The organism is Spiribacter halobius, assembly GCF_020883455.1.
Lineage (GTDB): Bacteria > Pseudomonadota > Gammaproteobacteria > Nitrococcales > Nitrococcaceae > Sediminicurvatus > Sediminicurvatus halobius.
In genome coordinates this window covers 2,476,294-2,497,339 of record NZ_CP086615.1, presented here as the reverse complement: position 1 = coordinate 2,497,339, position 21,046 = coordinate 2,476,294, and the positions used below count along the sequence as shown (strand labels likewise).

The following is a 21,046-nucleotide window of genomic DNA, read 5'->3' as shown; positions in this document are numbered from 1 at the left end:
TGGCGAGACGCGCAGGTCAGGCATCCAGAAACCGGCGCAGATGCGCGGCGAGCTCGAGCGGATGGCTCAGATGGGGTGCATGCCCGGAGGTGGGGATCTGCGCCTGGCGCAGATCCCGAATGGCCTCGCAGCGCCGGGGCCAGTCCGCGGCGGCGCGCAGGCGCCGGGCGTAGGCGGAGCGGCCGCCGTAGAGCCAGAGCACCGGCGCGCGGATGCGGCGCCAGCAGGCGAGTGTCTCCTCGAGGCGATAGAGCGTCGGCAGCGGACGCCAGTGCGCCGGGTCTGCGCGCAGGCGCCGCCCTGCCCCATCCTGCTCGGCATAGCTCCAGAGCTCCGCAACCTCCCGCGCGCGCTCCTCACTGATGCCGGGATGCGTCCGGGCAATGCGCCGGGCCAGCCCGGCGAGATCCGGGTAGGTTCGCGGCGCCGGCGGTTCGGCGAGGCTGTCGAGCCATTCGCGGTAGCGCAGGGGCGCCTGCTCCGGCGAGGGCTCCGGGAGGCCGAAGCCCTCCACCACCACCAGCCGTCGGACCCGCTCGGGACGCACGCCGGCGTAAAGCCCAGCGACGTTGCCGCCAAGGCTGTGCCCCACCAGATCCACGGGGGTCTCCGGCGAGAGGCGATGTAGCAGCGCGTCCAGATCGGCTAGGTAATCGGGAATCCAGTAGGTATCGCCGGGCGTCGGGTCGCTCTCGCCGAATCCTCGCCAGTCAGGGGCGATCACGGCGCGCGGGGCGAGCGCCTCCGCGACGGGGGCAAACGTCGCGCCGCAGTCCATCCAGCCGTGAAGCATGACCACCGGCGTGCCCGCCGCCCCGCCCCAGCGCCGGAGCCTGAGCGCGAGGCCGCGCAGGTGCAGCCGGTGGATCTCACCGGCACGCGGCTGCGGGCGCGGATCTGGGGGGCAGTCCGGCGTTGCCCTCGGCCCGGACGCTCGCCAGGTCACGCGATGCCGAGGCTCGCCGCGTGTTCGCGAATGTCCCACTCCGCGGCGCCGAAACGCTCGACATCCTGCAGCTCCAGCAGCGCCAGGATGAAGCGCGCAACCCGTTCCGGCGGCTCCAGCTCCCCGCGGGCCTTCAGGGCGCGGAACCGCTCCACCGCCGGAAAGGCGCTCTCCGGCTGGCTGCGGATCAGCGTCTGCATGGGCGTGTCCACCACCCCGGGCCGCACGCTGCCGACGGCGATACCCTCGGGCCGCAGCTCCTCGCGCAGCACCTGGTAGGCCATGTGCAGCGCCGCCTTGCCGAGGCAGTAGGCACCCCAGCCCGGTACCGGGCGGTGCGCGGCTCCCGACGAGACATGCAGCACGCGACTGCCCCCGGCGAGCGCGGGGCGCAAGGCACGGGTGAGATGGATCGGTGCCTCCACATTCACCGCGAGGGCATAGCGCAGTGCCTCCGGTTCCGCCTCCAGTAGCGGGCCCACGGGCTCAAGCACCCCGGCGTTGTGCACGAGCCAGCGCAGGCGTGCCCCACCGACGGCCTCGGCGATGCGCGCGCGCCCGGCCTCGCTGGCGACGTCCGCCGGCAATGGGCGGATGGTCTCGAGCCCGGCCGCGGTCTCCCGGAGCGGCGCCTCGCGCCGGCCCACGGCGACCACCGCATGGCCCGCCTCGGCCAGTGCCCGGGCGAGCGCACGGCCGATGCCGCTGCCCGCGCCGGTAACCACATGCAGCTCGTTTCCCGTCATGTGCGCCCTCCCGGATCCTGGCGATAGAATGCGACCAGCTGGCGGTAGACCGCCGGATAGGCCTCGGCGAGTGCCTGCGGTCGCTCGAAGAAGGCCTCGGTCATTACCGCGAAGCACTCCTCCGGCGCCTCCAGGGCGTAGGCGTCCACCACCAGCGGCAGCCCGGCGTCGGCGCGGCGCTGCAGGTCTTCCCAGGCGGCGGTGAAGGCCGCCGTCCACGCCGCCCGCGACATGCCCCGGTGCAGCGGTGGCATGCCGTTGGCCTCGCCATTGGCCATGTCCAGCTTGTGCGCGAACTCGTGCAGCACCACGTTGTAGCCGTCCGCGGCACCGGCGTCGAGGACGTCCTCCCAGGCGAGGATCACCGGACCCGCGTCCCAGGCCTCGCCGCTCAGGTCCTCCCGGACCTCGTGCACCACGCCGGCCTCGTCCTCGACGGTGTGCCGGGCGACGAAACCCGTGGGGTAGACGATCACCGAATGCCAGCCGCGATACCAGTCCAGCCCGAGCTCCAGCACCGGCAGCGCGGCAAGTGCGGCGACGCGGGCGATCTGCGCCTCCGGCAACGGCGCGCCGCCCGGTTGCAGGAAGTCCTTCTCCGCGGCAATCAGGGTGGCGGCCTCGCGCAACCTTGTATGCTGGCTCGGGGTCAGGTGCCGCAGCGCGTGCAGATCGTGGGTGGCCCGCTCCCAGGCGGCGTCGCCGAAGGCGTGGCGGCGCAGCAGGCGCTGCCGCCGCCAGCGCCGCAGCCAGTTCATGCCCCGCCTGCGACCACCCGCACCGGCTCGCCCCGGCGCCAGGCCTGGATGTTCTCCACGGTCTGGTCCACGACGCGCTGGCGGGCCGTGCGGCTCCCCCAGGCGCAGTGCGGCGTCACCAGCAGATTGGGGATGTCGGGAGCGAGCAGCGGGTTGCCGTCCCGCGGGGGCTCGCTGCTGAGCACGTCCACCCCCGCGCCGGCGATCTGGCCCTGGCGCAGGGCGTCGGCCAGGGCCGCCTCGTCCACGATGCCGCCGCGGGCGGTGTTGATCAGCAGCGCGGTGGGCTTCATCCGCGCCAGAGCATCGGCGTCGATGAGGTTGCGCGTCTCCTCGGTGAGCGGGCAGTGCAGCGAGATCACGTCCGCGGCGGGCAGCGCGTCCGCCAGCAGAACGCGGCCGGGGCGCGCCTGCCGCACGCCCGGGCGCTCCGCGATCTGCACGTGCATGCCGAGGAGCTCACCGAGACGCGCGACCGCGCCGCCCAGCTCCCCGTGCCCGACGATGAGCAGCGTCCGCCCCTCCAGCTCACCGATGGGATAGTCCAGCAGGCAGAACTGCTCCGCCGCCTGCCAGCGGCCATCACGCACCGCCTCGACAAAGGGCAGGAGGTTGCGCGTCAGCGCCAGGATAAGGGTCAGCACGTGCTGGCTGAGCGATGCGGTGCCGTAGCCGCGGCAGTTCACGACCGTTATCCCGTGCGCGCGGGCGGCCTCCAGATCGATGTTGTTGGTGCCCGTGGCCACCACGCAGATCAGACGCAGCGCCGGGCAGTCACCCAGCAGCTCGGCATCCAGCACGACTTTGTTGACGATCACGCATTCGGCGTCGCCGATCCGCTCACGGACCTGCTCGGGGCGGGTGGCGCCCCAGCTCTGCAACCCTCCCGTGGCCTCGTCCAGGGCCTGCATGTCGAGATCGCCGATGTCGAGGGAATCGCGATCCAGGAATACGGCACGGCTCATGGGCACACCTCACGGTTTCGGACGGCGGGCAATGCAGCGGTGTGCGGAGCTTACTCGTCCGGACCGGCGGGACGCCAGTGCGCCCGCGGCCCGCTTTTTACACAGGGAATGTATGGCGCACCGCGGGATACGAGTTGGCGGATAATGACGCTGCGATGTCTCAGAAAGAACTCGTAACCACCTGTATAAACGGCAGTTTATAGAGATGGATAAAGTTCCGCCGATCCAACAGAAGGCCCCGCACATTAGGCACTTGGGCGCGCGGCGCCCGCTTCGTCCACATACTTATCCACAGGAACTGTGGACAAACGCCCCGGGCCCGGTCGCCATCCACCGCACCCCCGATATCGGGCGACAGGTCGGACGGGCTATACTCGCTGGCTGCATGAAGATCGGACCCTACAGCCTGCCCGGTCGTGTCCTGCTGGCGCCCATGGCGGGCGTCACCGACCGGCCGTTTCGCATCCTCTGCCGTCATCTGGGCGCCGCGCTGGCTGCCTCGGAGATGGTGGCGTCCAATCCGGCCCTGCAGCAGACCCGCAAGTCGCGGCTGAAGCGCGATCATGCCGGCGAGCCGGCGCCGCGCGTGGTGCAGATCGCCGGCGCCGAGCCGGCAATGATGGCCGAGGCGGCATGCTTCAACGTGGCGCATGGCGCCCAGATCATCGACATCAACATGGGCTGCCCGGCCAAGAAGGTATGCAACCGTCAGGCGGGCTCGGCGCTGCTGGCGGACGAGCCGCTGGTGGCACGCATCCTGGAGGCGGTGGTGAGGGCGGTACCGGTGCCGGTGACGCTGAAGATCCGCACCGGGCCCGCTCCGGAGCGGCGCAATGCCGTGCGTATAGCCCGGCTTGCAGAGGATCACGGCATCGCCGCCCTGGCCGTGCACGGCCGCACCCGGGACCAGGCCTACCGCGGCGAGGCGGAGTACGACACGATCGCGCGGGTGCGGGAGGCCATTACGCTGCCGCTCATCGCCAACGGCGATATCGACTCGCCGGAGCGCGCGGCCCGGGTGCTCCGCGACACCGGTGCCGATGCGGTGATGATCGGCCGGGCCGCCCAGGGCCGACCATGGATCTTCCGGGAGATCCAGCACTACCTGGACACGGGCGCGCCACATCCCCCGGCCACGGTGGCAGAGGTCCGTCACTGGATGCTCGAGCATCTGCGGGCCCTGCACCGGTTTTACGGCGCCACGCAGGGCGTGCGCATCGCACGCAAGCACATCGGCTGGTATCTCCAGGGACGCCCCGGCGGTGAGCTCTGGCGCCGGGCGCTGGTGCGCGTGGACGATGCCGCGGAGCAGCTCGCACTCGCCCGCCGCGCCCTCGAGGAGACGGCCGCGGCGGCCTGCTGAGCCGAAGAGCCCCAAAAGGCCTATCCGGCCGGCCCCCGGCGCGTTAGTCTACGGGTCCCTGCCATCGCCCGGGGGGCCCGGCATGCCCGCTCAGAGCCTGCGGCAGTTCCTCAACCAGGCGGGCGTGGGCTACCTGGTGATCCAGCATCCCCCGGCGGCCACGGCGGCCGAAGTGGCGGAGTTGACGCGCATTCCGGGGCGTTGCTTCGCCAAGACCGTCGTGCTCTCCCTGGACCGGGAGCTGCTCCTGATGGTGCTGCCGGTCATGCGCCAGGTGCCGCTGGAGGCGCTGGCCTCGGCCCTCGACGCTACGCCACGTCTGGCCACGGAGGCCGAGTTCCGCGGCAGCTTCCCGGACTGCGATCTGGGGGCCATGCCACCCTTCGGAGGGCTGTTCGGCCTGCGCACGCTGTGCAGCGACGAGCTGGCAGAGCAGGAGCGTATTGCCTTCAACGCCGGCAGCGCCACGGAGGTGATGGTCCTGGACTGGGATGACTACGCCCGCCTCGCCCGGCCCGAGCTCCTCGAGCTCGGGCCCTGAGCCCCTGGCATATCTCACCGATTCGCGGCTGCGGGCTCGCTGGCCCCGGCTACTGGCCGGCGAGCTGGCGGTCGTGCGCTGGGTCGGCCGCGAGCACCACCCGGTCCCGCCCCGCGCGCTTGGCCTGGTAGAGGGCGTCGTCCGCCCGCGCCAGCAGTGCCTCCACGCGCTCGTCGCCCACCAGTACGGCGACACCGACGCTGCAGGTAATGCACACCGGCCGCGGCCCACGGCCACGGAAGGCGAGCTCATGGACGGTGCGGCGCACCTTCTCCGCCACCGCCAGCGCGGCTTCGGCATCGGCGTGGGGCAGGACGGCGCATAGCTCGTCACCGCCATAGCGCCCGAGGGTGTCGCTGGCGCGCAGACAGCGCCGCAGGGTGTCGGCGACGCTCACCAGGACCTGATCGCCGAGCTGATGGCCCTCGTTGTCGTTGATGCGCTTGAAGTGGTCGATGTCGACCATGAGCACGGCGAGGCCATCGCCATAGCGGGCGGCCGCGGCGCGGGCGCGTCGGAGCTCGGAAGTGAGATGGCGGCGATTGCTGATGCCGGTGAGCGCGTCGTCCCGCGCCATGCGACGGAGGTGCCGATTGGCCCGCTCCAGGCGGCGGTTGGCCTCCTGCAGGTCCCGCGTGCGCTCGGCGACGCGCTGCTCGAGGGCATCCCGGGTCTCCCGCAGGGTCTGCTCGTAGGCCTTGCGCTCGCCGATATCCTGGACCTGCCAGACCACCGTCTCGGCGCCGGCCCCAGGAAGGGCGGCCAGGCTGGTGGTCACCCAGACGGCGCGGCCGTCGCGGTGGCGCAGTCGGCACTCCACCGTGACGGCGCCCTGCCCGTCCGCGGCGAGCCGCGCCAGGGCCTCGCGCAGTGCCGGCTGATCGTCGTCGTGGGCGAGGCCGACGGCGTCCCGGCGCTGAATGCCGGCCGCATCGCCGCCGATGAGGGCGGCGAACGCGGCGTTGTGCCGCAGCACCCGGCCGCGCATGTCGGTGAGGAGCATGCCGATGGCCGCGTGCTCGAAGGCGGCGCGAAAGCGTCCCTCGCTGAGGTTCAGGGCCTGCTGTGCGATCCGCTGACCGGCGCTTGCGCGGGACAGCGCCTCCTGGGCCTGGTGGAACTCCGCCGGCGCGGGCAGCCGGCGCAGGCGCCGTGCCTCGCGCAAGGCGATGAGGGCGAGCCCCAGCACGGCGGCGCCGGCGGCAAGCTGCACACCCAGCGCCCGCAGCGCGCCGAGCCCGAGCAGCACCCCAAGGTCGGCCAGCCCCGCCGCGGCCGCCGCCAGGAAGGCGCCGGCCAGCGCCAGCAGCACCGGGCGCAGCTCAAGCTCCGGGCGCTGCACCGCCAGCGCCACCAGCCACACCGCAAGGATGGAGGCGCCCAGCACCAGGCCGGCCTCCGCCGCCAGACGCACCGCCGCCAGCCCCTGGAGCCCTGCCATCAGGGCCGCCGGATCGAGGCTTTGCAGGAGTGTGGACGGAAACGGGTTCGACATCGCATAAGCGCCGCGCTGCGGTTCTCTCAGCATCATCGATGCAGCGCAGCGAAACGTCTGCGGTGCCGTTCTCAGTCTGGAAGGTGGTGCGCTGCCGGCCGCCCCTGGCGCGCCTTGCAGCGGGCTCTTCGACGCGCGCAAAGTGGGGGCGGACGAGGCATCGAACCGCACGGCACGTCATGCAGGACGAGACAGCCATCCGGCAGGCACTGCCCACGCTGGAGACGGTCCGCCAGGCAGCGGCGCGCCTGCAGCCCACGCTTGCCCCCACGCCTACCCTGCGACCCCCTGACTTGGCGGACGATCTTGGCCTGGATCTGCGACTCAAGGCCGAGAATCTTCAGCGGACGGGCTCGTTCAAGGCCCGCGGGGCGCTGAACTGGGTGCTCACCGCCAGCCCGGCAGAGCTCGCCGGCGGACTGATCACCGTCTCCGCGGGCAACCATGCCCTCGCCCTGGCCTGGGCGGCCGGCGCACGCGGCGTGCCGGTCACGGTGGTCATGCCGGAGGGCTCGAGCTCCCTCAAGATCCGGGGTGCCCGCGCCCTCGGGGCCGAGGTCATTGTCCGCGGCAGCATCAGCGAGGCCGTGGCCTACACGCATGAACTACGCACCGAGCGCGGCCTTACCCTGGTTCATCCCTACGACGACCCGCGGGTGATGGCGGGCCAGGGCACGGTGGGGCTGGAGCTGCTGGCAGCGGTGCCGGATGCCGCCTGCGCCCTCTGCCCGGTGGGCGGTGGTGGGCTGATCTCGGGCCTCGGCATCGCCCTGCGGGCACTGCGGCCGGACATCCGGGTCATCGGCGTCGAGCCCGCCGGCGCCGCAACGCTGCGCAATGCCTGGGACCGCAATGACCCGTCGGCACGTCTCGAGCGCGTGGAGACCATCGCGGCAAGTCTCGCCCCCGTTGTGGTGGGCCGCTATACCTACGCCGCGAGCCGCGCGGTGGTGGACGAGCTGGTCACTGTCAGCGAGGACGCCATCCGCGAGGCCACCCGCCAGCTCATCGGCCGCGCCCGCCTCTATGTCGAGACCGGCTGCAGCGTCGGCATCGCCGCCCTGCTGGAGGGCCGCGTCAGCCCCGACCCGGACCGCCCCACGGTTGCGATCATCACCGGCGGCAACATGGACTTCGAACAGTTCGCCGAGCTCGCCGCGGGATAGCCGGTACCGGAAAACCGCGAAGGCGCGAAGGGCGCAAAGATCGGAGCGCCAAGCCGGCAATGGCTATCCATGACGACAGGGTGGCGAGAGCAGATGCCCTTTGCGTCCTTGGCGCCTTGGCGGTGTTCTCCCTCCCCGCGAACTCAGCGCATCAGCCGGCGGTCGGGCTTGATCGGCAGGCGGCCGCGCCAGTACTGGATGAGCAGGAAACCGAAGAACATGCCGCCGAGATGGGCGAAGTGGGCGACGCCGGAGAGCGAGCCGCTGAAGCCCGCCCAGAGCTCGAAGGCGCCGTAGAGGATGACGAACCACTTCGCCTTCATCGGGATCGGCGGGAACAGCAGCATCACCGGCTGCTCCGGGAACATCATGCCGAAGCCGAGCAGGATTCCGAACACCGCCCCCGACGCCCCCACGGTGGGATAGATGCTGCCGTCCGCCGCCGCCATGGAGGCGACGATCAGCTGGATCAGCCCGGCGCCGATCAGGCAGAAGAAGTAGAAGGTCAGAAAGGGGCGCGAGCCCCAGAACAGCTCGAGCTGGCTGCCGAACATCCACAGGGCGAACATGTTCACCAGCAGATGGAACATGCCGCCATGCAGGAAGCCGTAGGTCACCAGCTGCCACAGCGAGAACTCGGGCACGCGACTCAGCCCCCCCATGGAGCTGACCACCTCCGGGGTGCCGACCGGCCACAGGCCGAAGCTGCCGATAAGCCCGGGGCCGAGCGCCATCTGCAGCAGGAACACCAGCCCGTTGGCGATCAGGAGGCCAGTGACGACCGGCGTTCCCGAGCTGTTGGTCACGACCATGACGGTCTCCATGACACAAAGGCGCCCATCATACGGGCCGCCCTCAGCGGCGGACCAGCGTGCGCCGAATCGGTTCCGGACTTGCCGGACCCTTGGCGGGCCGCTACGTTGCCGGCAACACCGCTACGGGATCACCGATGGCAACTGCTGATGGCACCGCCGCAACGCCCGGTATCCGGGAACATCCGCTGCGCGAGTCGCTGCTGCACGAGGCGCATGCGCGGCCGTTCGAGAGCCTGAGCGCGCCGCTGCGGGTCTCCCACCTCGTGGTGCATACGGGGACGAGCGGGCGGGCGGAAGAGCTCGCCCATGTCGCCGAGCTCTGTCGCGAGCTTCGGGTGGAGGCACCCGGCGCCGAGGCCGGCCATTTCACGCTGGAGACGGAGCACTTCCGCCTGCGCTGGGAGCGACACACGGAGTTCTCGACCTATACCGTCTTCGTCGCCGGCGGCGAATCCGAGCCGTTTGCGAGCCCGGCGCTGGGCGCGATGCCGCGGCGGTGGCTCTCGGGCGTTCCCGGCGAGCTGCTGGCCGCCGTGCATGTCTCGCTGCTGCGGGCCGAGGATATCGGCGAGTCCCCCTCGATCATCGCCCGCTACTTCCGCGAGGACAGCATGGCGGGTAGCCGCTGCGCCGGCGATGCCGCCAGCGTCTGGACCGACTTCCTGGCCGACCGCGACGGCTTCATCCGCGTGCTGGTACTGGACCGGAGTCTGAGCGCGCCCCAGGCGGGGCGGCTCGTGCAGCGCCTGCTGGAGATCGAGACCTACCGGCTGATGGCCCTGCTCGGCTTCCCGCTGGCACGCCGGCTGTCGCCGGACATCACGGAAATGGAAACCCAGCTCGGCACGCTCATGGACCGGCTCTCCTCGGTGGCGGCGCTGGACGACGAGCGCAATCTGCTCAGCTCGCTGTCCGCCCTCTCGGCGAGGGTGGAACAGCTCATGGCCCAGACCAACTTCCGCTTCAGCGCCACCGCGGCCTACGGCACCCTGGTGCGGCGGCGGCTGGCGGCGCTGCGGGAGCGACGTATCGAGGGCGTGAGCACGCTGGACGAGTTCATGGAGCGGCGCCTGGCGCCAGCGCTGGACACCTGCGTGCACATGAGCGACCGCCTGGAGCGCGTGTCCCGGCGGGTGAGCCGCGCCGCCAACCTGCTGCGCACGCGGGTGGACGTGGCGCTCGAGGCCCAGAACCGGGATCTGCTGGAGTCCATGAACCGCCGCGCGCGCCTGCAGCTGCGCCTGCAGGAGACGGTGGAGGGGCTCTCGGTGGTGATCCTGAGCTACTACTCGGTCTCGCTCATCGGCTATGCCCTGAGAGGGGCGGCAGCCGCCGGCCTCAACATCCGCCCCGATGTCTACACCGCACTCAGCATCCCGGTGGTGGCCGGCGTGGTCGCCCTCGGGGTGCGCGAGGTCCGCCGCCGGGTCACCCGGGCCGACGGCGGCCTGCCCTGACGCCCCGACCGGCCCTCTCCACGTCCATCGGATGCCGCCCCCTGCGCCCTGCCCTGCGCTGGCCTGAGGGCCGCCGGCGCTTTACGATAGGTGCGCCCGCGAGGGGCGCCGGCCGTGCGGCGCCCGCCGCAACCACGGGCAGCGCGCGAGACACACCAAGCAGGGCCTGGAGGGATCGGATTCCATGAATTTGACCGACGAGATGAAAGCCACCATCGAACAGCTGACCGCGGCCGGGCGCGGCATCCTGGCTGCGGATGAGAGCCACCCCACGATCAAGAAGCGCCTGGAGGCCTTCGGCATCGAGTCCACCGAGGAGAACCGCCGTGCCTATCGCTCGCTGCTGGTGACCACCCCCGGCATCGGCGACTACGTGAGCGGCATCATCTTCTTCGAGGAGACCCTCGGCCAGAAGACCGACAGCGGTCAGGGCATCCCCGAGGCCTGCGCGGCGGCCGGCATCGTGCCCGGCATCAAGGTTGACAAGGGCCTCACCGAGCTCCCGGACACCGGCGGCGAGAAGGTCACCCAGGGCCTGGACGGCCTCGGCGAGCGCCTCGACGGCTACAAGGCCCAGGGCGCGCGCTTCACCAAGTGGCGCAGTGTCTTCAACATCGAGGCGCACAAGCCTGGCGAGCTGGCGATTGCCGCCAACGCCGAGGTGCTGGCCCGTTACGCCGCCATCGTCCAGTCCCGCGGCATGGTGCCTATCGTCGAGCCCGAGGTGCTGATGGACGGTGACCACGACATCCAGCGCTGCGCCGAGGTCACCGAGGCCGTGCAGACCGCCGTGTTCACGGCGCTCCGCCGCCACGGCGTGGCGCTGGAGGGCATGGTGCTGAAGCCGAACATGGTGGTGCCGGGCAAGTCCCTCCCGCGCCCGGAGCCGGCCGTGGTCGCCGATCACACCCTGCGCGTGCTGCGGCGCACGGTGCCGGCGGCGGTGCCGAGCATCAATTTTCTCTCCGGCGGCCAGACGCCGCAGGAGGCGACGGCCAACCTCGACGCCATCAACCGCGCCGCGGGGCCGAAGCCCTGGGTCCTCAGCTTCTCCTACAGCCGCGCCCTGCAGGAGCCGGTGCAGCAGGCCTGGCTCGGCCGGGCGGAGAACGTCGAGGCCGCGCAGAAGGCGTTCCTCGCCCGCGCCCGGCTGAACGCCGCCGCTCGCGACGGCCGCTACGAGCCGGCCATGGAGGGCGAGGCGGCCTAGCGCGCAGCCGTGCCGGACTCGGGGTTGCGGCCTGGGAGTCTGCACCATGCCCACCGCCGGGCCAGGCCCGGCGGTGACGGCTACCGAAGCAGCACGAAGAAGGCGCTCTCCCCTCGCCGTATGTTCAGCAGCAAGCGCTCGGCACCACGCACGGCGCGACGGAAGGCCGCCAGGTTCGGCACCGGCTCGCGGTTGACCGACAGGATCACGTCACCCTCGCGTAGATAGCGGGCGGCCCGGCTGCCTGGCTCGACGCCGGTGACCAGCACGCCCCGCACCTCTCCGAACAGCGGCGAGCGCTCGTCCAGCTCGCTGAAGCGCGCCCCCGCCAGAGCCGGGTGCAGGCGCTCCGCGCTCACGCTCCCGCTCGCCGGATCCTCCACCACGGCGGTCACGCGGCGCTCGCGGCCGTCCCGCAGGAAGGTGATCTCCACTTCCGTGCCGACCCTCAGCAGACCGATGGCATTGGCGAGGTCGTTGGCATTGTTGATGGCCTGGCCGTTGACGGCGGTGATCACGTCGCCGCTCTCGAGCCCCGCCCGGGCTGCCGCGGAGCCCGGCGCGACCTGGGCCACCAGCGCGCCGCCGCCCTGCTCCAGGCCGAAGGCCTGGGCAATCTCCGGGGTGAGGTCCTGCACGCGCACGCCGAGCACGCCCCGCCGGACCTCACCGTATTCGATGATCTGCGCCATCACCCGCTGCGCCATGTTGCTCGGGATGGCGAAGCCGATGCCGATGTTGCCGCCGCCGCGGGAGAGGATGGCGGTGTTGATGCCCACGAGCTCGCCGCGCAGGCTCACCAGCGCGCCGCCGGAATTGCCCGGATTGATGGAGGCATCGGTCTGGATGAAGCTCTGCAGCCGCGCGCCGCCGTTGCCCGGCAGCACCCGGTCGAGGCCGCTGACCACGCCGGTGGTCACCGTGTGGTCGAGGCCGAAGGGGTTGCCGATGGCCATGACATAGTCCCCTACTCGCAGGCGGTCCGAGTCCCCCAGGGGCAGTGCCGTCAGCCCCTCGGCCGGCACCTGGAGCACCGCGAGGTCGGTTTCCGGATCCGAGCCGATGAGCGTCGCCTCGAGCTCGCGGCCGTCCTGCAGCCCCACGCGAATCTCATCGGCCTCGGCCACCACATGGTGGTTGGTGAGCACATAGCCCGCGCCGGCATCGACGATCACGCCCGAGCCGAGGGATTGCGCCGGCCGCTCGCGCGGGGGCTGCGGCAGGTCGAAGAAGCGGCGGAAGAACGGATCATCCAGCAGCGGATTGCCCGAGCGTGGGATCTCGCTGCGGGTGGCGATGTTCACCACGGCCGGCGAGACAGTGTCCACCAGCGGCGCCAGACTCGGAACTTCGCCATCCTGGCCGACCACCGGGATCCCGGCGGTGGCCACCCCGCCCATCAGCAGCAGCCCGACGGCAAGACGACTGAACAAACGTACGCACATGACGACCCCTCCCTCGCATTACCGGCATCCGCCGACCGGCGCCGGTCACGGCCCGGCGACGCCACCGATCAGCGCTACGCGGGCCCGCATTTCTCACCAATTCGCGGCTGCGGTCGCGGATCGGCGAGAAATGCGGGCTACCGATCTCATGCGGGCAGGGTGCGCTCTTTTCCAGGGCGCTGCGTTCAGTCCCGCCGTTCCCCGTGTGCCGACGGCGGCCAGACCCGTCGCACCGAGCCGACGCTCGCCTGCACCCAGGCGCCCCCCTCGCCCATCGCCTCGCTGAGCACGGAGAGGTAATCCGGCGCGACCAGCTGCAACCGGCCCTCGAGCTCACCCTCCTGGGCCTCCATGGCGAGATGGAACTTGGCGGCGATGTGCCGCATGCGGCGGTTGCCGGCAAGCGTGAGGATGAACACCCGCGCCACGCCACGGTTGCGCGCGAACACGAGCATGCGCCGGAACAGCTCGGTGCCGATGCCCCGCCCCTGCGAGGACCGCTCCACGCTGAAGGCGAGCTCCGCCTCCCGCGGCGGCAGGCCGTCCAGCAGAGCGCACTCGGCGACGCCGCGCAGTGCCCCGTCGACGAAAGCCCCGAGAAAGTGCCGGCGGAAGGCATCGCCGCGCAGCGCATGCGCCGTGACCGTGGCGTCGGAGACATGACCGCCGAAGCGCTGGTAGCGGTCGTGCGGGGACAACCGCAGCAGGTGATCGGCAATCATCCCACGCTCGCTCCACCACAGGCGACGGATGATCGCAGGCGGCGCGGGGCCGTTTCTGGAGGGGGCGGCATTCATAGCGGGCCTCCGGGCGTTGGGGAGGGGCCCGGTCGCGGCCGGATATCGGCTAGACTCTGCCGCCGACCGGGGCGGGCCAGGGCCGGTTTTTGCTCGGCCCCGCCGGAGCGCTACAGTAGCGCAGTCGAAACCGGCTTTTTGCAGCGCAACATCACAATATCACTGATCCACCCGGGGAGTCATCGCATGACCGGAAAGCGCCTTGCCACCGCCCTGCTCGCGAGCCTGCTGGCCGTCGGCTGCACCACCCTCGATCCGTATACGGGTGAGGAGAAGACCAGCAACACGGCCAAGGGCGCCGGCATTGGCGCGGTCGCCGGTGCCGTGATCGGCATAGCCAGCGGCGACAATGCCCGCGAGCGTCGCGAGCGGGCCCTGATCGGCGCCGGCATCGGCGGGCTCTCCGGGGCGGCCATCGGCAACTACATGGACCGCCAGGAGGCCGAGCTGCGCCGCCAGCTGCAGGGCACCGGCGTCAGCGTTACGCGCCACGGCGACAACATCACCCTCAACATGCCCGGCAACGTGACCTTCGCCACCGATAGCGCGGCCCTGGATGCCCAGTTCTTCGAGGTCCTCGACTCGGTGGCGCTGGTGCTGGAGGAATATAACCAGACGCTGATCGAGGTGGCCGGGCACACCGACAGCACCGGCCCCTCGGAGTACAATCAGCGGCTCTCCGAGCAGCGTGCCAGCTCCGTCTCCCGCTACCTCTCGTCCCAGGGCATCGAGGCGCAGCGCATGATCGTGCGCGGATACGGCGAGAGCTATCCGATCGCGAGCAACGAGACGGCCTCGGGGCGCGAGCAGAACCGCCGTGTCGAGCTGACGCTGGTACCCATCGAGCGCGGCTGAGGCATCCGAACGGGAGCGCGTCATGTATGAATTCCTGCGCTATCGGGTAGTGGACGCGATGACCCGCGATCCCGTGACCGTGGGTCCCGATACCACTCTGGGCGAGCTGGAGGCGCTGTTCGCCCGGCACGACTTCAACGGCGTGCCGGTGGTGCGCGAGGACGGCACCCTCGCCGGCTTCGCCACCAAGCTGGACATGCTCAAGGCCTTTCGCTTCCGGCCCGAGGCCATGGTGCCGCCCTATGACCAGATCATGGCCCAGCCCATCTCCGGCGTGATGACCACGGAACCGATGACGGTGCCGCCGGACCGCCCGCTGACTCGGGTGCTGGACGCTCTGGTGGAACAGCGGGTGAAGAGCTTTCCGGTGGTGGACACGGACCGGCTCGTGGGCGTGATCGCCCGGGAGGATGTGCTCACCGCCCTGCGCCGCGCCACCCGCGGCGTCGGGCCCTAGCCCGGATATCTCACCGATTCGCGCCCGCAGCCGTGAATTGGTGAGATATGCGGGCTAAGAGTCTGCGCAGCGATGCGTGGGCCCGGCACGAGGGTGGTTGCGCGGCCAGCCGGGCTGCGGGGATGATGCACGCGAGCGGGGCCGCGCCAGCCCGGCGGTAACCGGGTTACGGGAAAAATTGCATGCAGGGAGAACGTCGCGCGTTTGAACGCCACCCGGTACGCTGGGAAGCCGCCCTGGCCGGGCCCGGCGGCCGCGAGCAGGCAGTGGTGATTCGCGACTTCTGCGCGGGCGGCTTCTTTCTCGCCGCCCCCGATGACGGCAACGTCAACTGGCCCGAGCAGGGGACGCAGGTCGAGGTACGCTTCCACGACCCGCTCTCCGGCGCCGACCAGCGCCTGAGCGCGCAGGTGGCCCGGCGGCGCCCGGCCGGCGTCGGCCTCGCCTTCAGCCGTCCCCGGCCGGACGTGGTGACGGTGCTGCAGGCTGTCGCCGAAGGCCAGCGGGATGCCGACCACGCCGGCGCACGCACGGCGCCTGCCGCGGGTGTCAGCCGCCTGACCCGGGACTTTCTCGAGCTGGCGCGCAGCGAGCTCACCCGGGTCTGCGACGCCACGGTCGAGGACTTCACCGCCCACGTCATCGACGAGCTGTTCGAGCGCTCCCGGCGCGCCCGCGACGGCGGCGAGCAGAACGCCTACTTCGCCGGCTTCCGGCGCCTGCGCGAGATTCGCGGCGAGCTTCCGGGGCGCTTGCGTGGCGCCATGCTCGAGCGGCTGGCTCCGCCGTCGCGTCCTGCGTCCGCGCAGGAGCGCCAGGCGACGGCGCGCCACGCCGACGAGCTGTCGCTGGTGGACGAGCGCGAGTTCGAGGACTGGCTGAGCCGGGCGGAGGTGATCAGCCGGGCGGAGTCCCGCTTCGCCGCGCAGCTGCGGACCCTCAACCGCCGGCTGACCTACATCATGGGCCGCCGTATCGATGACGAGCGCAACCCCCTCGGGCCAACCGCCCTGTGCGAGGCCCTGGGCGAGGCCCTGCCCCTGGGCGAGCTGGACCAGCGGGCCGCGGATGCCGTGTATGAGATCTTCGGTCGCACCGTCCTCGGCGAGCTCGGCGACTGCTACGCCACACTCAACCGGACCCTGCGCGCCCGTGGCATCCTGCCGAACCTCGAGGAAGAGCGCCCGGAGATCCGTTCCCTGGGCGCCGGCGCGACGCGCCGCGAGCGCCGCCCCGAGCCGGCAGCGCCCACGCCGCGGAGTGATGCCGGCGCCGAGTCGCAGTCCCCGGAGGCCAGCGCCGGCCCGCCGACCACCGCGACGCCGGCAGCACCGGACCATGCCGCCGCTACGGTGGCCGCGAACCCGCGCAGCGCGGGCGGCATGCCCGGGGCCGAGCGCGTGCTCGGCGCGTACCGGCGCCTGCAGGCGGCCCGCGAGGAGACCGCTGCGAGCCGTACCCGCGCTGGCGCCGGCGACGCTGCCGCCAGCGCCAGCGGCCAGGCTCAGGCTGCGGATCCGATTCCGGCGGCGGCGATCATGCGGGCCGTGGAGGATCTGGAGCAGCGCCTCGGCGGCGCGCCCGCCGCCGGCGAACGCGGCACCGGCCTGCTGGCGCAGGTGCGGGAGAGCCTGGGCGAGGGCGATCGCCCCCTCGCCCCCGAGGCGCAGGAAAAGGTCGAGGTCCTGGACAGCTGGTTCGGGGACGTCGCCGACAATGCCCTCAACACCGACTTTCTGCGTGACTGGAGCGGTCGCCTGGCGGTGCTGGCGCTGAAGGTGGAGCTCGCCTCCGGCGGCTTCCTGAAGCAGGAGCGCCAGCCCATCCACCATCTGCTGGATCAGCTCGACCGGGCCGGCGTGGCGCTGGCGGCGGTGCATCCCGCGGAGCGCGAGTCGCTGCGCCAGAACCTGGACGAGGTGCTGCAGCAGGCCCTGACCGAGTCCCGCGAGCGGCCGGAGGCGATCGACGAGGCCACCCGGCGCATCGCCGAGATGACCGAGCGTCCGCTCGGCGCGCGCGCAGTGAACATGCAGAAGGTGCTGCAGCAGTGCGAGGGCTCGCAGAAGCTCGAGCGCGCCAAGCGGCTCGTGGACCGCGAGCTGGATCGGCGCCTCGCCCGGCGTCAGGTTGCGAAGCTGCTGGCGGACTTCATCGAGGGCGGCTGGCGCAACCTGCTGGTGCTGGTGGTGTTGCGGGTAGGCCCCAAGAGCGACGACTGGAAACGCGGCCTGGCGGTGGTGGACCGTCTGCTCGTCGCCCTCGGCAGCGGCAGCACCCGGGCACGCCCGATCCCGGAGCCGGAGAAGGTGCTCGCCTACATCGAGCGCCAGCTCACCGCCTTTGCCCGCTACAGCCCGGAGATGCAGAAACTGGTGGGCGAGATCCGCCAGCAGGTGCGCGCCGTCTGCCGCGACGGCCGGTTGCCGCGACCGCTGCCCATGGTGCGGGTGGAGACCCGCTCGCGGGATCCGGAGGCCGAGGCGGGCAAGGTCTCGCCGCGCTGGCTCGGCCAGGCCAAGCTGCTGGCGGTGGGCGACTGGGTCTTCTTCGCCGGCCGCGACGGCACGCCCGAGCCGCTGCGCCTGCAGTGGGTAGCGGAGGACCAGTCGCGCTACGTGTTCGTCAACCGCAGCGGGCTGAAGGCCCGCGACATCAGCCTGGTGGAGCTGGCGCAGCAGCTCGAGGCCGCCGCGGCCGGTCTCGCCGAGGACCTGGACCAGCCGCTGACCGAGCGCCAGTGGCAGAAGAAGCTCCAGGAGATGCACGATGAGATGGTCCGTCATGCCACCCACGATCCGCTGACCGGCGTGCTCAACCGCAAGGCGTTCCTGCGCGAGCTCGAGCGCCTGCCGGCCCGGTCCGGCGACAGGGGCCGCTGGCATGCGCTGATCTACCTCTCCCTGGACGGGTTCAAGGTCATCAACAGCACCCTCGGTCACGAGGCCGGCGATCGCCTGCTGATGGAGGTGGCGGAGCAGCTGCGTGACGCCGCCGGCGACGAGGCCCGCATCGGCCGCGTCGGGGGCGATGAGTTCGCGGTGCTGCTGCGGGACACCACCTCGGCTCAGGCCCAGGTGTTTGCCGAGCGCCAGTGTCGCCAGCTGGAGGAGCGGCGTTTCACCCAGGGGACGGAGAGCCTGTCGGTGGCGGCGAGCGTCGGCGTGCTGCCGTTCAGCCAGGAGGGGCGTGTGGCCGGCCATCTGCTGCGCGACGCCGACGAGGCCTGCCTCGCCGCCAAGCAGGCGGGCGGCCGGCAGATTCACATGATCACCCCCGACGACCGCGAGCTTGCCCAGCTGCGCGGCAGCATGGCGCGGGCGGCCAAGCTCGACTCGGCCCTGGAGTCCGGCGGCCTGCGCCTGCGCTGCCAGCGCATCGATCCGCTGCAGAACGACGCCGGCCTGCGCGCCTTCTACGAGGTCCTGATCGTGCTGCTGGACGGCGACGGCGAGCCGCTGCCCCCGGAGGAGTTCATCACCGCCGCCGAGCGGTTCGGCCGCATGACCGCCGTGGACCGCTGGGTGATCCGCGAGCTGCTCGGCTGGTGCGCCAGCCATCCCGACGTGCTCCGCAGCATCGACGGTTTCACGGTGAATCTCTCCGGCCCGACGCTGAACGACGGCAGCTTCGCCCGCTTCATCGCCGAGCAGCTGGAGCAGACCGGCGTGCCCGGCGACGCGGTGTGCTTTGAAGTCACGGAGACCGCTGCGGTCCAGAACCTGTCCCGCGCCGCGGATCTCATCCACGAGGTCAAGCGCCTCGGCTGCCGGTTCTCGCTGGACGATTTCGGCAGCGGCCTGTCCTCCTATTCCTATCTGAAGAACCTGCCCGTGGACTACCTGAAGGTAGACGGGCAGTTCATCCGCACCATCGACAACGACGCCGCCGACCACGCCATGGTGCGCTCCATCAACGAGCTCGCCCATTTCCTCGGCAAGCGCACCATCGCCGAGTACGTGGAGAACGACGACATCCTCGCGCAGGTTCGCGAGATAGGCCTGGATTTCGGACAGGGCTACGGGATCAGCCGGCCGATGCCCATCGACCAGCTGGTCTGAGCGGCCCGCTGGCGAAGGCCACCGGGTGTGCAACCACGAGGAGGAGAGGCCGATGACCGGTTACCATGAGGCCTACCGGCAGTCGCTGGCGTCCCCGGAAGCGTTCTGGCGGGCCCGTGCCGAGGAGATTGACTGGCACACCTTCCCGGAGACCATCCTGTCCCGGGACGCGGCCGGGCACTATCGCTGGTACGCCGACGGCGAGCTCAATACCTGCCACCTGGCCGTGGACCGCCACGTCGCCCGCGGCTGCGGCGAGCAGCCGGCGCTGATCCACGACTCCCCGGCCACGCGCAGCCAGCGCATCATCACCTACGCCGAGCTGCAGGACCAGGTGGCACGTTTCGCCGGTGTCCTCCGCGGCCTCGGGGTCGCCCGCGGCGACCGCGTGGTCATCTACATGCCGATGATCCCGGAGACGGTGGTCGCGATGCTCGCCAGCGCCCGCCTCGGCGCCGTGCACTCGGTGGTCTTCGGCGGCTTCTCCCCGCACGAGCTCGCCGTGCGCATCGACGACGCCCGGCCCAAGGTGCTGGTCACGGCGGGCTGCGGCATCGAGTTCACCCGGGTCATTCCCTACAAGCCGATGGTGGATCGGGCCCTGGCCCAGGCGGAGCATCCACCGGCCAGCGTCGTGGTCGTGCCCCGCCCCCAGGCGGAGGCCGAGCTCACCCCCGGGCGCGACCACGACTGGCACGCGCTCATGGACGCCGCGGCCCCCGTCGCACCGGTTCCGGTGGCGGCCACCGATCCGCTCTACATCCTCTACACCTCGGGCACCACCGGGCGCCCCAAGGGCGTGGTGCGGGACAACGGCGGCCACGCCGTGGCCATGAACTACAGCATGGGAGCGATCTACGACGCCCACCCCGGAGACGTCTACTGGGCCGCCTCGGACGTGGGCTGGGTGGTCGGCCACAGCTACATCGTCTACGGGCCTCTCATCCGTGGCTGCACCTCCATCGTCTACGAGGGCAAGCCGGTAAAGACCCCGGATGCCGGGGCCTTCTGGCGGGTCATCGCCGAACACCGGGTGAAGACCTTCTTCACCGCACCCACCGCCTTCCGGGCGGTGAAGAAGGAGGATCCGGAGGCGCGCCTCATGGCCGGGTACGACCTGTCCTGCCTCGAGGCCGTGTTCGTGGCCGGCGAGCGTCTCGACCCGCCCACCTACGACTGGCTGCATCGGCACATGCACTGCCCGGTGGTGGACCACTGGTGGCAGACGGAGACCGGCTGGGCCATCGCCGCCAACCCGCTGGGCCTGGAGCGCTTTCCCACCAAGGCGGGTTCGGCCACGGTGCCCTCCCCCGGCTACGACGTGCGCATCCTCGACGACCTCGGCGCTCCGCTCGGGCCCGGGGAATCCGGCAACATCGCGATCCGCCTGCCGCTGCCGCCGGGTACCCTGCCCACGCTCTGGAACGACGACGCGCGGTTCCACGCGGGCTACCTGGAGGCCTACGACGGCTACTACGCCTCCGGTGACGGCGGCTTTTTCGACGAGGAGGGATACCTTTTCGTCATGGGACGGGTCGACGACGTCATCAACGTCGCCGGCCACCGACTCTCCACCGGCGCCATGGAGGAGGTGATCGGCGCCCATCCAGCGGTTGCCGAGTGTGCGGTGGTCGGCATCGAGGACGAGATCAAGGGCCAGCGCCCCCTGGGTCTGGTGGTGCTAAAGGACGGCGTCGAGATCGAGCCGGAGGCCCTCGAGCGCGAGCTGGTCGCCAGCGTGCGCGAGCGCATCGGCGCGCTGGCGAGCCTCCGGGAGGTGCTCGCCGTGCCACGGCTGCCAAAGACCCGCAGCGGCAAGATCCTGCGCAAGAGCATCCGCGGCCTGGCGGAACAGGGGTCCGTGCCGGTGCCCTCGACCATTGATGATCCGGCGATCCTGGACGAGATCCGCGCCGCCCTCGCCGCGCGGCAACTGGCCCCGGACCCTTGACCCGGGCGCGGGGCGACC

The 21,046-nt window shown here is 71.4% G+C and carries 17 protein-coding genes; 9 read left to right on the top strand and 8 right to left on the bottom strand.

Going from position 1 to position 21,046, the window contains the following annotated elements:
* Window positions 1–16: 16 nt before the first annotated feature.
* The 4 genes from LMH63_RS11385 to LMH63_RS11370 are packed head-to-tail and all read right to left on the bottom strand — an operon-like array spanning window position 17 to window position 3,415.
* Window positions 17–946 carry an alpha/beta fold hydrolase gene (locus LMH63_RS11385; RefSeq protein ID WP_229332567.1) on the bottom strand — a complete coding sequence of 310 codons (930 nt, stop codon included), beginning with the start codon at window positions 944–946 and terminating at the stop codon, window positions 17–19.
* Window positions 943–1,692, bottom strand: a complete 750-nt coding sequence (locus LMH63_RS11380; RefSeq protein ID WP_109675713.1) for an SDR family NAD(P)-dependent oxidoreductase — start codon at window positions 1,690–1,692, stop codon at window positions 943–945. Before LMH63_RS11380 ends, LMH63_RS11385 begins: the two co-directional genes overlap by 4 nt.
* Window positions 1,689–2,450 carry a M90 family metallopeptidase gene (locus LMH63_RS11375; RefSeq protein WP_109675711.1) on the bottom strand — a complete coding sequence of 254 codons (762 nt, stop codon included), beginning with the start codon at window positions 2,448–2,450 and terminating at the stop codon, window positions 1,689–1,691. The genes LMH63_RS11380 and LMH63_RS11375 overlap by 4 nt, the downstream gene beginning before the upstream one ends.
* Window positions 2,447–3,415: a 2-hydroxyacid dehydrogenase gene (locus LMH63_RS11370; RefSeq protein ID WP_109675709.1), complete on the bottom strand. Its 969-nt coding sequence runs from the start codon at window positions 3,413–3,415 to the stop codon at window positions 2,447–2,449. The genes LMH63_RS11375 and LMH63_RS11370 overlap by 4 nt, the downstream gene beginning before the upstream one ends.
* A 385-nt stretch (window positions 3,416–3,800) precedes the next feature.
* Between LMH63_RS11370 and dusB the strand changes: the two genes are divergently transcribed.
* Complete coding sequence (dusB, locus tag LMH63_RS11365; RefSeq protein WP_109675707.1) at window positions 3,801–4,778, top strand: tRNA dihydrouridine synthase DusB; 978 nt, start codon at window positions 3,801–3,803, stop codon at window positions 4,776–4,778.
* A gap of 82 nt (window positions 4,779–4,860) precedes the next feature.
* A complete protein-coding gene (locus LMH63_RS11360; protein ID WP_109675705.1) occupies window positions 4,861–5,319 on the top strand; it encodes an aminoacyl-tRNA deacylase in 459 nt (152 codons plus the stop codon).
* 49 nt (window positions 5,320–5,368) lie between these two features.
* Here the strand turns inward: LMH63_RS11360 and LMH63_RS11355 are convergent, their stop codons facing one another.
* Entirely contained in the window at window positions 5,369–6,760 is a 1,392-nt protein-coding gene (locus tag LMH63_RS11355; RefSeq protein ID WP_146205162.1) for a sensor domain-containing diguanylate cyclase, read from the bottom strand.
* A gap of 233 nt (window positions 6,761–6,993) precedes the next feature.
* Here LMH63_RS11355 and LMH63_RS11350 point away from each other — a divergent pair, with 233 nt between their 5' ends.
* Window positions 6,994–7,980, top strand: a complete 987-nt coding sequence (locus LMH63_RS11350; protein WP_109675701.1) for a pyridoxal-phosphate dependent enzyme — start codon at window positions 6,994–6,996, stop codon at window positions 7,978–7,980.
* 143 nt (window positions 7,981–8,123) lie between these two features.
* On the opposite strand, the gene LMH63_RS11345 is transcribed toward LMH63_RS11350, so the two are convergent.
* Entirely contained in the window at window positions 8,124–8,792 is a 669-nt protein-coding gene (locus LMH63_RS11345) for a rhomboid family intramembrane serine protease (RefSeq protein WP_109675767.1), read from the bottom strand.
* A gap of 137 nt (window positions 8,793–8,929) precedes the next feature.
* On the opposite strand from LMH63_RS11345, the gene LMH63_RS11340 reads away from it, so the two are divergent.
* Together LMH63_RS11340 and LMH63_RS11335 are read left to right on the top strand one after the other, a co-directional pair.
* Window positions 8,930–10,252 (top strand): DUF3422 family protein, encoded by a 1,323-nt coding sequence (locus tag LMH63_RS11340; protein ID WP_109675699.1) that lies wholly within the window; start codon window positions 8,930–8,932, stop codon window positions 10,250–10,252.
* A 184-nt stretch (window positions 10,253–10,436) separates the two neighbouring features.
* Window positions 10,437–11,462, top strand: coding sequence for a class I fructose-bisphosphate aldolase (locus LMH63_RS11335; RefSeq protein ID WP_109675697.1), 1,026 nt, complete (start codon window positions 10,437–10,439; stop codon window positions 11,460–11,462).
* Between the two features lie 80 nt (window positions 11,463–11,542).
* On the opposite strand, the gene LMH63_RS11330 is transcribed toward LMH63_RS11335, so the two are convergent.
* Both LMH63_RS11330 and LMH63_RS11325 read right to left on the bottom strand, forming a co-directional pair.
* On the bottom strand, window positions 11,543–12,907 hold the full coding sequence (locus LMH63_RS11330; protein ID WP_109675695.1) for a DegQ family serine endoprotease: 1,365 nt from the start codon (window positions 12,905–12,907) through the stop codon (window positions 11,543–11,545).
* 185 nt (window positions 12,908–13,092) lie between these two features.
* Window positions 13,093–13,629 (bottom strand): GNAT family N-acetyltransferase, encoded by a 537-nt coding sequence (locus LMH63_RS11325; protein ID WP_158280272.1) that lies wholly within the window; start codon window positions 13,627–13,629, stop codon window positions 13,093–13,095.
* 261 nt (window positions 13,630–13,890) lie between these two features.
* On the opposite strand from LMH63_RS11325, the gene LMH63_RS11320 reads away from it, so the two are divergent.
* The 4 genes from LMH63_RS11320 to LMH63_RS11305 all read left to right on the top strand — a co-directional run bounded on the left by LMH63_RS11320 (window position 13,891) and on the right by LMH63_RS11305 (window position 21,028).
* Window positions 13,891–14,559: a YiaD family glycine zipper/OmpA-like lipoprotein gene (locus LMH63_RS11320; protein WP_109675691.1), complete on the top strand. Its 669-nt coding sequence runs from the start codon at window positions 13,891–13,893 to the stop codon at window positions 14,557–14,559.
* 22 nt (window positions 14,560–14,581) lie between these two features.
* A complete protein-coding gene (locus tag LMH63_RS11315) occupies window positions 14,582–15,016 on the top strand; it encodes a CBS domain-containing protein (RefSeq protein WP_109675689.1) in 435 nt (144 codons plus the stop codon).
* Window positions 15,017–15,198: 182 nt separating this feature from the next.
* Window positions 15,199–19,077 (top strand): DUF1631 family protein, encoded by a 3,879-nt coding sequence (locus LMH63_RS11310; RefSeq protein ID WP_109675687.1) that lies wholly within the window; start codon window positions 15,199–15,201, stop codon window positions 19,075–19,077.
* 52 nt (window positions 19,078–19,129) lie between these two features.
* Window positions 19,130–21,028 (top strand): propionyl-CoA synthetase, encoded by a 1,899-nt coding sequence (locus tag LMH63_RS11305; RefSeq protein ID WP_109675685.1) that lies wholly within the window; start codon window positions 19,130–19,132, stop codon window positions 21,026–21,028.
* Window positions 21,029–21,046 lie beyond the last annotated feature (18 nt).

Excerpts from the sequence above, each read along its gene's own strand:
- LMH63_RS11380 (WP_109675713.1), bottom strand. The coding sequence starts at position 1,692 with ATGACGGGAAACGAGCTGCATGTGGTTACCGGCGCGGGCAGCGGCATC.
- LMH63_RS11375 (WP_109675711.1), bottom strand. The coding sequence starts at position 2,450 with ATGAACTGGCTGCGGCGCTGGCGGCGGCAGCGCCTGCTGCGCCGCCAC.
- LMH63_RS11370 (WP_109675709.1), bottom strand. The coding sequence starts at position 3,415 with ATGAGCCGTGCCGTATTCCTGGATCGCGATTCCCTCGACATCGGCGAT.
- dusB (WP_109675707.1), top strand. The coding sequence starts at position 3,801 with ATGAAGATCGGACCCTACAGCCTGCCCGGTCGTGTCCTGCTGGCGCCC.
- LMH63_RS11360 (WP_109675705.1), top strand. The coding sequence starts at position 4,861 with ATGCCCGCTCAGAGCCTGCGGCAGTTCCTCAACCAGGCGGGCGTGGGC.
- LMH63_RS11355 (WP_146205162.1), bottom strand. The coding sequence starts at position 6,760 with ATGGCAGGGCTCCAGGGGCTGGCGGCGGTGCGTCTGGCGGCGGAGGCC.
- LMH63_RS11350 (WP_109675701.1), top strand. The coding sequence starts at position 6,994 with ATGCAGGACGAGACAGCCATCCGGCAGGCACTGCCCACGCTGGAGACG.
- LMH63_RS11345 (WP_109675767.1), bottom strand. The coding sequence starts at position 8,792 with ATGGTCGTGACCAACAGCTCGGGAACGCCGGTCGTCACTGGCCTCCTG.
- LMH63_RS11340 (WP_109675699.1), top strand. The coding sequence starts at position 8,930 with ATGGCAACTGCTGATGGCACCGCCGCAACGCCCGGTATCCGGGAACAT.
- LMH63_RS11335 (WP_109675697.1), top strand. The coding sequence starts at position 10,437 with ATGAATTTGACCGACGAGATGAAAGCCACCATCGAACAGCTGACCGCG.
- LMH63_RS11330 (WP_109675695.1), bottom strand. The coding sequence starts at position 12,907 with ATGTGCGTACGTTTGTTCAGTCGTCTTGCCGTCGGGCTGCTGCTGATG.
- LMH63_RS11325 (WP_158280272.1), bottom strand. The coding sequence starts at position 13,629 with ATGATTGCCGATCACCTGCTGCGGTTGTCCCCGCACGACCGCTACCAG.
- LMH63_RS11320 (WP_109675691.1), top strand. The coding sequence starts at position 13,891 with ATGACCGGAAAGCGCCTTGCCACCGCCCTGCTCGCGAGCCTGCTGGCC.
- LMH63_RS11315 (WP_109675689.1), top strand. The coding sequence starts at position 14,582 with ATGTATGAATTCCTGCGCTATCGGGTAGTGGACGCGATGACCCGCGAT.
- LMH63_RS11310 (WP_109675687.1), top strand. The coding sequence starts at position 15,199 with ATGCAGGGAGAACGTCGCGCGTTTGAACGCCACCCGGTACGCTGGGAA.
- LMH63_RS11305 (WP_109675685.1), top strand. The coding sequence starts at position 19,130 with ATGACCGGTTACCATGAGGCCTACCGGCAGTCGCTGGCGTCCCCGGAA.